The 13,382-nt window shown below is 65.1% G+C and carries 15 protein-coding genes; 8 read left to right on the top strand and 7 right to left on the bottom strand.

The genetic code is table 11. The annotated features are described in order from the left end of the window. The first annotated feature begins 135 nt into the window (after positions 1-135). The 4 genes from QM572_RS11985 (at position 136) to QM572_RS11970 (ending at position 2,851) form a co-directional block, all read left to right on the top strand. Positions 136-495, top strand: coding sequence for a hypothetical protein (locus QM572_RS11985; protein ID WP_415093366.1), 360 nt, complete (start codon positions 136-138; stop codon positions 493-495). Beyond that, positions 492-1,838, top strand: coding sequence for a hypothetical protein (locus QM572_RS11980; RefSeq protein ID WP_415093364.1), 1,347 nt, complete (start codon positions 492-494; stop codon positions 1,836-1,838). The genes QM572_RS11985 and QM572_RS11980 overlap by 4 nt, the downstream gene beginning before the upstream one ends. Then, positions 1,765-2,328: a single-stranded DNA-binding protein gene (locus QM572_RS11975; protein ID WP_415093362.1), complete on the top strand. Its 564-nt coding sequence runs from the start codon at positions 1,765-1,767 to the stop codon at positions 2,326-2,328. The genes QM572_RS11980 and QM572_RS11975 overlap by 74 nt, the downstream gene beginning before the upstream one ends. Before the next feature lie 85 nt (positions 2,329-2,413). Continuing rightward, positions 2,414-2,851: a single-stranded DNA-binding protein gene (locus QM572_RS11970; RefSeq protein ID WP_415093360.1), complete on the top strand. Its 438-nt coding sequence runs from the start codon at positions 2,414-2,416 to the stop codon at positions 2,849-2,851. Between the two features lie 208 nt (positions 2,852-3,059). On the opposite strand, the gene QM572_RS11965 is transcribed toward QM572_RS11970, so the two are convergent. From QM572_RS11965 to QM572_RS11950, 4 genes are all read right to left on the bottom strand, one after another. After that, on the bottom strand, positions 3,060-3,953 hold the full coding sequence (locus QM572_RS11965) for a hypothetical protein (RefSeq protein ID WP_415093358.1): 894 nt from the start codon (positions 3,951-3,953) through the stop codon (positions 3,060-3,062). Between the two features lies 1 nt (position 3,954). Further along, positions 3,955-4,911 carry a non-homologous end-joining DNA ligase gene (ligD, locus tag QM572_RS11960; protein WP_415093356.1) on the bottom strand — a complete coding sequence of 319 codons (957 nt, stop codon included), beginning with the start codon at positions 4,909-4,911 and terminating at the stop codon, positions 3,955-3,957. A 227-nt stretch (positions 4,912-5,138) separates the two neighbouring features. Then, the gene (gene xerC, locus QM572_RS11955; protein ID WP_415093354.1) at positions 5,139-6,242 is read right to left on the bottom strand and encodes a site-specific integrase; all 1,104 of its coding nucleotides are present in this window, start codon (positions 6,240-6,242) and stop codon (positions 5,139-5,141) included. A gap of 203 nt (positions 6,243-6,445) precedes the next feature. After that, on the bottom strand, positions 6,446-6,751 hold the full coding sequence (locus QM572_RS11950) for a helix-turn-helix domain-containing protein (protein ID WP_415093352.1): 306 nt from the start codon (positions 6,749-6,751) through the stop codon (positions 6,446-6,448). 371 nt (positions 6,752-7,122) lie between these two features. Between QM572_RS11950 and QM572_RS11945 the strand changes: the two genes are divergently transcribed. Further along, positions 7,123-7,413: a hypothetical protein gene (locus tag QM572_RS11945; RefSeq protein ID WP_415093350.1), complete on the top strand. Its 291-nt coding sequence runs from the start codon at positions 7,123-7,125 to the stop codon at positions 7,411-7,413. A 596-nt stretch (positions 7,414-8,009) separates the two neighbouring features. Here the strand turns inward: QM572_RS11945 and QM572_RS11940 are convergent. After that, positions 8,010-10,046, bottom strand: coding sequence for an ATP-binding protein (locus QM572_RS11940; RefSeq protein ID WP_415093348.1), 2,037 nt, complete (start codon positions 10,044-10,046; stop codon positions 8,010-8,012). 223 nt (positions 10,047-10,269) lie between these two features. Here QM572_RS11940 and QM572_RS11935 point away from each other — a divergent pair, with 223 nt between their 5' ends. After that, positions 10,270-10,764, top strand: coding sequence for a DUF6650 family protein (locus QM572_RS11935; protein ID WP_415093346.1), 495 nt, complete (start codon positions 10,270-10,272; stop codon positions 10,762-10,764). Between the two features lie 12 nt (positions 10,765-10,776). Here QM572_RS11935 and QM572_RS11930 read toward each other — a convergent pair whose 3' ends face one another. Beyond that, positions 10,777-11,499, bottom strand: a complete 723-nt coding sequence (locus QM572_RS11930) for a hypothetical protein (protein WP_415093344.1) — start codon at positions 11,497-11,499, stop codon at positions 10,777-10,779. On the opposite strand from QM572_RS11930, the gene QM572_RS11925 reads away from it, so the two are divergent. Together QM572_RS11925 and QM572_RS11920 are read left to right on the top strand one after the other, a co-directional pair. Next, entirely contained in the window at positions 11,498-11,992 is a 495-nt protein-coding gene (locus QM572_RS11925) for a hypothetical protein (protein WP_415093342.1), read from the top strand. The two genes, QM572_RS11930 and QM572_RS11925, sit on opposite strands and share 2 nt — an antisense overlap. A 73-nt stretch (positions 11,993-12,065) precedes the next feature. After that, positions 12,066-12,446 (top strand): hypothetical protein, encoded by a 381-nt coding sequence (locus QM572_RS11920; RefSeq protein WP_415093340.1) that lies wholly within the window; start codon positions 12,066-12,068, stop codon positions 12,444-12,446. Between the two features lie 155 nt (positions 12,447-12,601). Here QM572_RS11920 and QM572_RS11915 read toward each other — a convergent pair whose 3' ends face one another. Continuing rightward, positions 12,602-13,195, bottom strand: a complete 594-nt coding sequence (locus QM572_RS11915) for a hypothetical protein (RefSeq protein ID WP_415093339.1) — start codon at positions 13,193-13,195, stop codon at positions 12,602-12,604. Positions 13,196-13,382: the final 187 nt, after the last annotated feature.

Below are 13,382 nucleotides of genomic sequence, written 5' to 3'. Positions count from 1 at the left end.
CCGGCGGATCGAGCCGACTGTCCACACCCACCACTGTCGACGACTCCCCGCCGCGCACCGTCGAGGCACCGTCGAATCGACAGACCAGAGGCCCGACGAACGCCCGCCTCAACGCAGAACTGGAAGGAAATCACCATGCTCCTCGCCCACGCCGTCACCCTCGTCCAGGCTCGATCCTGCATCGCCGCACTCTCCGACCGCGCGCGAAACCTGGAGGCGTCCTCGGCATTCGAGCGGGCGCTGATCCAACTCGACTGCATCCACGACGACGACGTCCCAGCGTTGGACACCACGGACCTGACCGAAGACCGGACCGCGCTCGCAGAGCTCGCCACCACCGCGATCCGGCAACTCCACGACTACGGCGTGGACAGCCTCCGCATCGAGTTGCTCCTTGCAGCACTCGAGGACGCCCACGCCCTCGACTACGAGTCCGACGACCAGCCCGATATCCAGGTCGATAGCCAGGTCGACGATGTCGTGGACGAGCCGTGACGTACGCCGAGACCGGCGCCCTTCTGCGCAGCGAGCTAGCCGCCCTATTGCGCGAGCACCGCATCCAGCAACGCATCGGCGGAGGCGGAGTCCACACCGTGCCGGTGACCGCGACCGTCGCCGAACGCGAGGAGATCGGCCGCCAGATCCGCAGCTACCGGCAAGCCGCCCTCGTCTGGTGCCACCAAGCCAGCACCGCCGCGCTCCCCGGCGCAGCGAGCGCGCTCCAGCCAACAGGAAGCGACCCGTTCCGACTCCCCGAACGCCGGCACAACGCCTTGGAGGCCCTCGACCGCTCCGTCGGCCAGGCGAGGCATGCGTCCTCGACTGCACTCCCGAGCTTGGCCGACCTCACCACACCTCACACCCTCGACATGGTCGAGCACTGGCGACACGTCGCCCGCGCCGCCGCGTTAGGTGAGCACGACTTCACCGCCGGCCTCGGACACGGCAGCCTCGACGCCAGCCAACTCCGGACACTGGTCGGCGACGTCGCAGCGACCGTCCAAGCCCTGGTCGTGCTCGATCAGCGGTACGCCGCCATCCCTGGGTGGGAGAGACTCCACCACCCCGACCGACTCGGCTGGAGCGCCCTGGCCTGCGCCATGGACGCCAGCCTCGAACCCCCCGACTACTCGATCGATATGCGCGGCTGGCAACCGCCCGTGAAGCCGATCCGCGGGCCCGCCAAGCCCGGACTGCTCGGAGTGCTCCAGGCCGAGCACAACCTCACCGTCCGGATGAAGTCCTTCCCCAACGCGACAAACCTCCGGCTCATCGTCGACAGCCAGATTCACCTCACCGGGCGCCTCGCCCAACTCGCCAGTGCCCTGGAACCGGACCTCGCCCGTACGTGGAGCGAGCGAACTGAGACCTACCGAATCCTCAAGCAGGAGTTGAGGAACATCGGCGGACGGGCCGGCGTGGGCGGACTCGCCGCCGCCGAAGCCGCTAACGCCGTCAGCCGACTCAACGGCGTCCGACCCGAGCACGTCGATCCGCGCGCGCTCCACGCATTCACGACCCTGTTCACGCGGCTTGATCACCGAATCGCCGACGTCATCGAGACCGGAATCAACCGCCAGACGTACTTCACCCGCGTCACCCTCCCCCGGCTCGTTCAGGGCACCGGCAGCATGGTCGCCCCCGTCCGGGAGCGGTACGTCCCGCTCGCCGAGACCGACCACACCACCCTCAGTCAGCTCATCAACCGACAACTTCGCCCGCCCGCCGTCGAGAAGCCTGCACTGGCGGCCGCAGCACGGAGCCGTGCCGACCTCCACGCCGCGCTCGTCCACCGACCCAACTCCCGAGGAGCGACCTCCGATGTCCCAACGATCTGACTCCCAGCCCGAATCCAGCGGTGAGGGGAGCGCGCCCGAGCGGGGCCGAGACACCGCGCACGACGCGGATGACGACCGGTCCATCCCGACCGGCGCGAGCCTGCACGGCACGATCTCGACGATCCCACGGCTCACCGTCATCGGCACAGAGCCCGCCCGGTTCTACGCAGAGGTCGACGTCACGACCGCGCCGGTAGGTCATGAGGCGCGCCCGTCGATCCGATGCGGACTGGTCATCGTCGGCGCCGCGGCCCAACGTGCCTACCAAACACTCCGCCAAGGCGATCCCGTGGTTGCATCAGGGCAACTCGACTCCTACGAGTACGACCGCGAAGGATTGGTCACCGAGTTCGTCGCCGAGCAAGTCGGCCCCGACGTCACTCACCCGAACTGCACGGTCAACCGACGCTCAGCGCGGCGAGCCGCCGCGCCAACGCTGGTGCCACGCGTCACCGCTCCGCGACCAGAGAGCCCGCAACCCGGCCTCTGAGGCCAGCTCGGCTCGCAGAGCACACCTGGCTGATAAGGAGCCGTCACCACGTCGAGGTGTCGGCATGATCAGCAGGAGTTCCGAGATGTCGATCCCCACTCAGATGAGCCTCACCGGGTTCATCGCCTCCGACCCCCAGCTCACCTCCACCAAAGACGGCACCGCACGGTTCTATGCCCGGATCGGCGTCGAGCACGCCCGCAAGGAGCCCGACGGCACCTTCACGCCGATCGAGCCCAGCTTCCACGACATGGTGCTCTTCGGCGCCACCGCAGAGAAGGCCCACGCATGGTTCCGCAAGGGCGACTCCTTCGTTTCCTCCGGCTACGCCCACGAGTACGACGTCGAGCGCGACGGGAAGACCGTGACCCGCGAGGAGTTCGTGGCCCGCCGCATCGGCCACGATGCCGCCCGCACCAGGTACGAGGTCGACCGCACCCCGGGGCGACGCGCCGAGAGGTCACCGATCCCCTCCTCAGCCGAACGGCGCGCGCCCGACACCGGGCATGCGGTCGGCCTCTGAGCTCGGCGAAATCTCGTCGCTACGAGTCCGACGCGGCGAGCGCTCCGAGGTCTGAGCGCCGGTGGGCCGAGCAAGGAAGTGATGCCCGGCGGAGCGCCACACGCCGCCGACCTGAATCCCGCGGGTCGGCTAAACGCCCGAATGGGACCTGGTCGTTCCTGCGCCCGGGGTGTAGCCAGAGAGGACTCCAGGTTGTGCGAGCGGACGGTCAGTCGAGTTCCGCGAGGCTCCGACGGGCCTCGTTGACGGCGTCGCGAGCCTCGGCCAGTTGGGTCTGGGCTGTCTCGTGCTCCTGCTCGGTGTCACTGAGCCGGTCCTCGGCGTCGCGGACGGCGACCTCAGCGTCGGCGACGCGGCGCTGCAGTTCCTCGAGTTCGGCGTGTGCCTGCATGGAGGCGGCCTCGCGGCACCGAAGCTGCGCGGCAGATCGGGCCAGCTCCGCCTGCGCTGCGTCGGCGACGTCCTCTGCCTGCGCGAGCATCTCGCGGGCGGCCCGGCGTCGTTCGGCGCGCTCGCGGGCAGGGGCTCTCGTGGATTCCGCATCGTTCGGGGCGTTCTTCACAGCCCGCAGTCCCGTCGGGGACGGGGGTGACGCATGGCCGATGACCTCTGGCAGTGCGACGGACTCGGTCACCTCGACCGGGCCGACGCCGGTGGCCATCAGCGTGCCGACGAGCAGCCCGCTGCGAACGGCCCCGGCCGCGCCCTCGTCGATCATTGCGGCGTTGAGCGTCTGCAGCACCTGCTCGGCGACGCCCTCAGTCACGCGGACACCATGCTCACCGGACAAGGCGCGGCCGCGAGTCGTCATTGCAGCGGTGAGTTGGCGTCGCTGCGTGGTGAGCGCTCGGAGCTGCGCGGCGTCCAGGTCCGCCTGCGCGGCACGCAGCGCGGCTCCCACGTCGAGCATCTGCTCGATCTGCTCGGTCTCGTGACGGACGAGCAGGTTGACCACCCAGGCGGCCATCGAAGGCTTGCGCAGCCGCTTCACGATCACTGCGTCGGGGGTTCCCTTGAGGCGCGTGACCGCTGCGTTGCGGGCAGGGGTGAACTCCGCGGGTGTCAGCCCGTACAGCTCACCGGCGACCTCAAGCGCGCTCACGTCAGGATTCTGGCACCACCTGGTCGGGCCGCTTGTCGGGCCGTAGTCCGCGCCACGAGGGATGGCGCAGCCTGCCGTCGCGGGTCCATTCGGCGAAGGTGACCTCGCCGACCAGCTCGGGCCTCACCCAGCGCGCGGCACGGGCATCGGCTCGAGGCAGCTCGAGGAACGGGGAGTCGGCGACGGCCAGCGGCGCCAGGTCGCCGACAAGGTCGCGCAGCGTCGAGGAGCTGAAGCCCGTGCCGACCTTGCCGACGTAGCGCAGCCCTTCGGGCGAGGGGATGCCGAGCAGGAGCGCACCGAGCGTGGTGCTGCGCGCACCCTGACCCGCGGTCCAGCCACCGACGACGACCTCCTGGGTACGGATGTTCTTGATCTTGATCCAGTCGGCCGACCGTCGTCCGGGCTGGTACGTCGACGCCAACCGTTTCGCGACGATGCCCTCCAGTTGGTGCGCTTGACTCGTCGCGAGCGCCTCATCACCGTTACCGACGAACGCGGCCGGTGTCTGCCACGTGGATGTGGTCAGGCCGAGCTGCTCCAGACGTCGTCGCCGATCCGTGTAGGGCTGAGACACGAGGGTCTCGCCGCCGATGGCGAGGACGTCGAAGAGGAGCAGCACCACGGGCTCGCTCTTCGCAAGCCTGGCCGCCGCGCCAGCGCTGCCAACATGCATCCTCCGCTGCAGGCGAGCGAAGCTCGGTCGGCCATCAGTGTCGAAGCTGACGATCTCACCGTCGATCACGCAGTCACCGGGCAGCGTCACGCCGGGATCCGCAAGCTCGGGCCAGGAGACAGTCATATCGTTACCGTTGCGGGACACCAGACGCACTGCACCGTCGTCGACATGGGCGAGTGCGCGCACGCCGTCCCACTTCATCTCGAACGCCCACTGATCCTGCGGCCCCAGTCCCTCGAGGGTGCCTGCGGTCGCGAGCATCGGCGCCACATCGCGCATGCCTCCACCGTTCCCCGAACCGAGGTCCGTATGCGTGGAACGGTCTCGGGGGCACCGTGAAAGTGTGGTCGAGACGGGTCCAATGGGGTCGATCACCGCGAGGCAGCGCATCGTTCGGCTGCGCTGATCGAGGCGGGCCTCGACATACACCTAGGGACCCGTCCCATCGGTGACTACGTGTTGGCGGTCGAGCGTAGGGCCCTCGAGCGGCCAGATGTGGCCTCGCATCATGCGGCCGGGGCCTCCTTCCGCTCGCCTTCCGTGCCGCCGTCTCCATCCGCGCCGTCGTCATCGATCTGGTCGAGCAGCAGTTCTTCCTCCTCGCTCAGAGGTCGGGTCAGGAGTGAGAGGTCAGGGTTGGTGGGTCGCAGCGTCGTCTCGATGACTGCCGCCGCTGCGAAGTCGACCGTCAGGTCGGGCTCGATGTAATGACCCTCGGTGATCGCCGTCGAGGTGTGCCCGAGATGGGTAGCGGCGGCGTCGGCGCTGATCCCACGTGCCAGCACGGTGGCGCCGGTTCGACGGAACCAGCGAGGAGTGATTCCACTGTCGGACAGGTCGGCGAGCGCCAGGAACTCACGGAACGTGCGCCGGAAGTTGTGGGGGCTCAGCGGGCCGCCGTCGCGGTTGTGGAAGAGCGTCCATTCCTTCTCCTCCGGACCCATCTGATCGAGGCGACTGCGAATGACATCGGCTGCGAACTTCGGCACGGGGATGGTCCGGAAGGACGCATCGGTCTTGGGGCGCACTTGCCGGTAGGTCCCCTTCCCCGTCCGCGTGACCACGGTGCCGCAGATGTGCACCGTCATGCCCTGCTTGGTGTCGCGGATGTCCAGCGGCCGGATGGCGAGCACTTCGCCCGGACGCATTCCGGTGCCCAGCAGCACCTCGACCGCATCGCGGACCTGGCCATCGGGCTTGGGGCCCTTGACTCCCGGGCCCGTTCGCCACACCGCAGCAGCACGCCGGATGGCTGCGATCTGGTCGGCAGTGAGGGCTTGGGGCGAACCTTTCGGCCGGTGCAGCGACGAGGTCCCTTCGACCGGGTTGCGTGGCATCGCATCGTTGCGCAACGCATAGCCGAACAACTGATTGAGCAGCGTCCGGGTGTGCTTCGCACGAGAGTAGGAGACGGCCGACTGCGACTTGAGAAACGTCTCGACCCGGCCCGTCGTGATCTCGCCGAGGGTGTATCCCTCGAAGTACGGCCGTACGTGCACCCGTAGGTCATCGCGGTAGTTCTCCTTGGTGCCTTCGGAGATGTCACGCGTGGCGAGCTCGGCGAGCCAGAGCTCGGCGAGGTCAACGAACGGACTCCGCAGGCTCAGCACTCCGCCGTGCCCATATCCCGGGCGATCGAGGATCCGGCTCTTAAGGTCCGCGGTGGCTCGGCTGCGGGTGGGTCCACTGCCTCTGACCTGCCGGACCTGGCCGTCGGCGTCGCGGAGACGCGTGCGCGCGTAGTACCGCCTGGGCCCGGCACGATGCACGTGGATGGTGCCGTACGTCCCGATCTCCAGGCGCGGTCGGCCGCTCATGGCCGTGCCTCCGCGTGGTGTCGCTCGGCATCCTCGGACTCCAGGCGCTCCAGCCACGCTGTGACCTCGGCGCGGCGGAAGCGCAGATGTCTGCCCACACGGAATCCCACGGGCCCCCGGCCTTGGCTACGGAGGTCGTAGAGCGTCTGGACGCTCACATGCAGCAGGGCGGCCAGCTCCTTCAGTGACAGCGCGGAGTCGAACGCCTCGTTACCGAGAGAGCGGGGACTGGCGTCGGAGGGCGCGCCGGGCTCCCCGACGGTGTCGCGATCGGCGGGCGAGATCGAGCTGATCGGCTTCATGACGAGAAGGTGTGCGAGCCTCCCCGAGAGTCGGCTCGGGCACCCCGAGATGACCCGAGACGGGTCGAAAGTTGGGGCATTTTCGTGCCATAAACGGTAACGGCGGGTGATCATGCGGTGTTTGCTCCCTTGTGAAGGGGCTTGTCGCGTCCACCCTGAAACTGAAAAAGCCGCAGGTCAGAGGCCTAAATCCTCCGCCCTGCGGCTTCGTCCAACGTGTGGTGCTCCTAAGACAGCTGACGAACTCGTCCCCGTCACCGCTGAAGCGGGCAATCAAGGCGTACCACTCCATAGATTTTACCAAATCACGGCCTCCTCACCCAGAGCAACGCGTAGCGCCGAGACGAGCCGTCCGCCTCAACGAACGCCAAGTGGCGCGTCTCGTCGAACGCTACGAGGCCGGAGCGACGGTGTATCAGCTCGCAATCGAGTTCGGCATCGAACGGCGCACGGTCTCGATCCGGCTCAAGGCTGCGGGGGTCAGCATGCGCCACCAGGCACCGACGAATGCACAGGTGGATGAGATGGTGCGGCTCTACCGGTCAGGCTTGTCGATGGCGGCTGTTGGCGAGGGACTCGGGTTCCACCCTGCGAGCGTCCTCCGGCACCTGCGGAGACGGGGTGTTGTCACACGGGACCCTCACGGTCGTGACCGATCCTGATCGTTCTCCTCGGCACGCTCAGCTACCTACACCATTCAGAAAACCGCTAATCGCCAAGGCTGCTTTGCATAGGTCATTTTAGCCACAAGTCCACATAGCCCGCCGACCTGCTCGTCAAGCCTCATCGCTTCTATTCGTCCGCTCCAGAGTATCTTTCATTCTTACCTTGAGTCGGTCGAACAGATATCTCACTCTTGCCATATCCTGGTAGGGGTCGCGCGATACGTCTGCTTCTATCGCGTCAAGCAACGCATAGAGCTCCTGCAGATCGTCTTTATTCTCGGACCTGCGACGCTGTATCGAATCGCTTAGAGACGGGATTAGTTCGTCGGCTTCAATATCACTCATTACATCCAATATAACATTCATTCAATTCATTAACGACACGTCCACAATTCATTTGCCGCATTGCCGGCCCTTCGGATCTAAGCGTGGGTGAGTCTGCTGGTGTGGTCGGGACTGTCAGACTGGGTGCGATAACTGTGAAGAGCCGTGTTGTCACCCGGGACCCTCACGGTCGTGACCGATCCTGATCGTGCTCCCCGGCACGCCAGCGGTCGAGCAGCGCTGAGCCCATCTCTAGATGCACCAGATGACTAGCTGGACGGCAGACCCAACTTGTCGAAAAACGCTCGGTTCCTCTCGGTAGCGACATTGACAAGCCTGTCGAATGACATGACCTCGACATACGCCTTGGTCGCTTCATTGAAACCGAAGTAGCCCATCCCGTCGTGTGTCTTTCGCAGGTTCGCCAACTCGCACCGGGCAACCATGGTTGGCGTGATATCGGCAATGATGTAACAGAAGGCTGGGGACTCCGCGGTCTCAGGTATCGGTCGGCCTGAGGAAGTACGCACTCCACCATCCCGCACTCGCTTGACGTACTCAAGCGTTTGGGCGATCGGGTCTTTTCCTTCTGTGGCGTCGTTCCGCATGGGCCGCTTGAACTCGATGACCACAATCGACGCCAACGGGAGCGTCTCGCCCTCAGCCGTCAGGAACGGTGTGTCAACGAGTCGCGTAGCAAAGATGTCCGGCTCGGTCGTCGAAGTGGAGCCCGTGATCGGCATGCTTCTCAGCGTTTTGTCGGAAGCGAGATAGTCGTGGAAAGCAAGGCGCTCGTCGATGATCCACAGGTTGGAAGCATCGGTGCCGACACCGTTGGAATCGGTTCGCATCGGCATCAGGAGCGAATGCACGGCCTCCTCGCGCGAGTACGTTCCGGAGTCGTCAGTGCGGACAAGCTTCTGGAGAAGGTCGAGGATCACCCGCCGGCGCGAAACATACGCAGCCAGATCGGACTGGTTGATCTCCTGAATGGTCTCTAGGTAGCGACCGAGGCGTTCCTCGTACTCCTCAACCGGAGTCGAGCCAACTTCAGCGAAGACGGCCTGGCCCTCTGCGATGGCATCCGCTTCGAGCCGCTGCAGACTGCGATGCAATAAGAGCTCGAGCTCCTGATCTTTGACTCCGGGATCGACCGTGACGCCCAGGTTTTCAAGGCGAGCCAGGACGGGGCGGTAGCGAGGTGCGCGCTTGCTCACGAAGTCGTTGACTCGATGCTTGCCCTCTTCCCGCGCACGGGCGAGAGGCGCAGACAGCAACCGCTCTACCTCTGCGAGTACATCTGATCTGATGTCCTCCATCGAGAGATCGTCCATCAAGCTCGTGCCCGGAATGCGCTCGTCAAGGTCGAAGGCGGTCCTATCGGCGCGAACGTGTCGATCTAGGAAGTCTGACGAGAGGTAGCAGACGTATGTGAACTCAGTCTCCTGCTCGTCTTTGAGCCGTCCGAAGAGGCCTGGAACCTTTGCGGTCAGATTCTCCTCCAGTACAACTCGGTTAGCGGCGCACCAGAGTAGGCGCGGCACAACGTTGCGAGATGACGATTTGAGGCAGAGGTTGACGAGATCGAATCGGATGCCCTTGACCTCGATGCTGCTAGGCGCTAGCTCAGAATAGATAAATTCATCCATGAGGTTGCGCAGCGCAAAGACCTCCTCGTCAATCACGACGATGTCCGGAGCGCCGCCCGGCCGCAAGAAATACCAGATACAATGCTCGAAGATTTCGCGAGCAATCGCGTCTCCAGACTTTGGTGCACTCTTCTGGTAGTCATTCTTGAACCCGTCGAGATGAACAATGGTTCCAGGTTCGGTGAAGCCGGCCGGCGGCTCCAACGGCTCGACTTCACGAGAGACAGAGAACCTAAATTGTCGGGAAGCGAGGTCGTCGCCATTAAGGTAGGCGCTCTGGATCACTACGCGGTCGAACGCTTTAAGCCAAACCAGACGGCCAACGCCGCGGCCGCCGAGCCTGACCTTGTGATCGCTGTCCAAGGTCTCAAACGAACGCATATTTTCGTCGGTGAATCCCACACCGTTGTCACGGATCAAGAACCCGACGATCGGCCTGAGCGGCGCACGGCCCGGGCTAGCGGAACCCAGATCGAGCTCGTCCTGCGCACTCCGCATGATCGTAATCTCAAGCTTGCCCTGATCGAGGCTGTCGCCGAAGCGCTCGTCGATCGCCTGCAGACTGTTCACGACAGCCTCCAGGAGCGGCAACAAGGAGTGGCTCTTGGGTAGGCTGGTGTTGCGGACCCGCCCCGCCAGCGATGTGGTCAGCGCCATTGCGTACTCCCTCCCTACGGCGATCCGTACTGTATCGAGGACGTCCGACAATTGCCGGTGGCCTCGGCGTACGTCAGCCGGACCACACGGCTCGCGCGCGTCGCGGGGTGCGCAAGCAGCGGGGATGTCTCCGCCTATGCCAAGTGCGAGGCACGGAGCCATGCAAACTCGAGGCCGAAGCTGAACGCCACCGAGGCCCTGCCAAGCGGAGTAGCGTACCGACATGGGCTACGAACTCACCGGTGTCAGCATCCCGCTGGGCGGCATCCAATGGCAGAAGACGCCCGGCGATAAGGCAGTGGCCCGTGCCGTACTCGCCTTCCTCGAAGACCGGCGCCTCCTCTTCGGCGACCGGCATGTCGAGGATGAGCGGCACTGCGTCCAGTCAGCGCTCCAGATCCGAACGATGTTGACGGAGCAGATCACGAATGCCAAGGCGGGTCGCGAACTTGAGGGCTGCCTCAAAGCGATGCGCGGCGCTTGCCGCAAGTTTGTCGAAGTAGCCGGACCGGAGGGTCGTCACTTTGACCGCCCGCACTATCCGCGAGAGGCGGATGCGTTCGGCCTGGCGCTGGGCGACCTTCGCACGGCTATCGGCTACCAGCTCGCGATCATCTTGAGCCAGTACGACATCAACATCGAACCGCCACTGGCATCAATCCTGCCGGCCGCAGACGAAGACGATCAAGACCTCAGCTGGATGATCGGCTTCGCCTAACTGCCCCGAGTCTCAGCCACCGCCGCTGTCTTCCGGCGGGTGGGCAAGCGCGGCGTAGAGAGGATCTTCCTCATGCCACCGCGCGATGGCCGCCGCTACATCGCCGCGCGTGTCCTCCGCCGCCAGAAACGTTCCTGCGGACTCCCAACTCGAGATCGCATGGCCGAGCGCGTCGACCAAGGTCACTTCTCCCGCCGCCGCATCCGGAGTATTGATGAGGGCCTGCATGCCCTCCGGTGTGGGATGACCTCCCAACTCGCAGTGCATGCTGTAGTCCTTGGCAAGGAACCGGCCTTGGGAACGGCTGCGAAGATGCCGCGGTTGCCACATCGCGCGTCGCTCGTCAGCCGAAGTGTTGAGCCATGTCGCCGCCTCGCCAGGCTCGTGCGCGAACACCCAGAGTAGGTACTCGGTCTCCACCAACTGCCGCGCAAGCGCCGCAGCCGCGTAGAACTCTTCTTCGTCGATGAGCAGAACGACACTGCGCAGCAGCGAGCCGACTGTCTGCGCCAGATAGCCGGCTGCAACTTGCCGATCATCTCCATTGCCGCCGGGTGACGTAGCGTCAACGCGGCCGCTTCCCAGCAAGTGGCCCTCGACCCGGAGCAACTCACCGTGTCTCGACAGTGCCTCGGACAAGTTTGCTGTCATTGCTCGCCGGAGGGCTTTCGCACAAGGAGACTGAGCAATCTGGCGCAGCGCGTTGGTGTCGTCCTGACCTAGGCTCGAAGTCATGGCTGCCATTCTCAACCCGCCGCTCGGTATCGGGTGGGACCGAGCTCGTGGGTGGCATGACCAGTACGCCCGAATGGTGCGCTGGCACGGGCGGCTGCTGCGCGAGATCGCCCACGAGGCCGAGCACGGCGATTGGGCTACATGGCCAAACGACCTGTGGGATACCGCGATGGCCTTCTTCCAGTCCGCCTTCCACTTGAAGGACTGGATTGTTCGCGACCACCCCGAGCTACAACGGCCGCTCAATGCGGCGATCGCCGCACATCCCCGGCTGGCATTGTGCGCGGACATCTGCAACGGCACCAAGCACGGCCACGTAGACCGGAATCACCGAACGGGGGCACACGCCACCGGACTCCGAGAGTTTGCACCGGATGTACCTTCGCACGCCCGGTGGCTCGTCTTGGGGCCTGAAGGACCAATCAACCTCGATGTCCTTGCCAACGACGTCCTGGACGCCTGGGAGTCTCTCCTTCGGCGCGACCTCACGTAGGCACAAGCTCTGGTAAGCAACTCGCAGATGCACAGCGCGTCTTCCAAGCGCCGAAGTTGACTACCGTGAGCACATGTTGGCCGTGATGAGTTCGCTGCTGGGCATTGTTCTGGCCGGCATCCTGTCCTTTGCGACGGCAACGTATGTCTCCAGGCGCGAGACGCTGCGCCGCGAGAGGATCGGCTTCCTGCTCAGTGCCTATCGGACGCTGTCAGATGCGAGTCATCGGCCGCTCGAGTCGAATGCACGCGCCTTCGAGCAAGCACTCAGCGACATCGGCCTGCTCGGCGAACCGGAGCAAGTGCAGTTGGCGACCACAGTCGCCCATGACATAGCGCGGTCCAAGACAGCCAATCTCGACGATCTCCTGCACTCTCTCCGAGGCGCGCTACGTGAGGAGCTTGCGCTGGCCAAGGAAGTGCCAGCGATGCCGATCCTTCGAATCGACCAATAGGGTGTCAGCCGGTTGCCGACGAGTCCTATTGGCCTCAGCATCACCGACTCCTGGGTGGCCGCCTAGCGGATCGGCGGCGCTGTCCTGCATGGCCTTGAGAGCAGTGTGGAGATGGTGTTCGAGGTGGCCCAATGCCTCTTCGCAGACGGCTCCCATCAGCGCTCCCCCGCCGCCTCATCGCGGGCTTTCACGATGGCAGTGAACAGATCCTGGGATGCTCGGCCAGCAACCTCGAAGTCAATGGAGCCTCCGAGACAGTTGAAACGGCTCCCGTTCCACTCACCGACGTCCAGCATGCGCCGCCCGATCTTGTCGGCGCGACCCGGACGAACATGCCTGCGCCCGCGGCCGTCAACGGCGTACTCCTCGTAGTGCTGTGCGACGTCGCGCATGCGCTTGAGATCCGGAACTTGGGCGTCAAAACGGGCAAGGGCAGCACGCAGACGGTCGGCGGACGTATCAGCGGAGAGCGCCAAGGCGCCTGCTTGGCGCATCCGCCAGAGGATGACGATGAGGAATTGAAGATCCATCCACGCCCGTCCCGGCCAGTCATCGTCTTCGGGCTCTCGTCCCCGTATGCGGCGAACTTGAGTCGCTATGCCGCGGAGGCTGTCGCCGCCGAGCCGAACGGCGCGTTCGAGGACTGCGAGTCCCGTCGGCGCTTGGGCATCGCGGAAGGTCTCGTGCGCTGCGATGAAGTCGCCGACCTCGTCGAAGTTCTCCCGACGCGGTACCGAGTCAGGTGTCATGCCATCCTCCTGCCGTCACCGTATGTGCTCTCATGCCGCCGGGCGGGAGCAAGATCAGGCTCGGCATGACAGCCTGACATAATCGCAGTCGGCGCCCGGGAAAGAGACCTCGCGAATCGGTTGCAGCTCTGCGCAACCGCCGCTACGGTTCGAGCCAGCGCAATGCGGCGCATCGGGTTCTTGGGTG

Source organism: Nocardioides sp., from assembly GCF_047607365.1.
Lineage (GTDB): Bacteria > Actinomycetota > Actinomycetes > Propionibacteriales > Nocardioidaceae > Nocardioides.
Note: the sequence above shows the minus strand (reverse complement) of the source record. Positions and strands in the feature narration are given on the sequence as shown.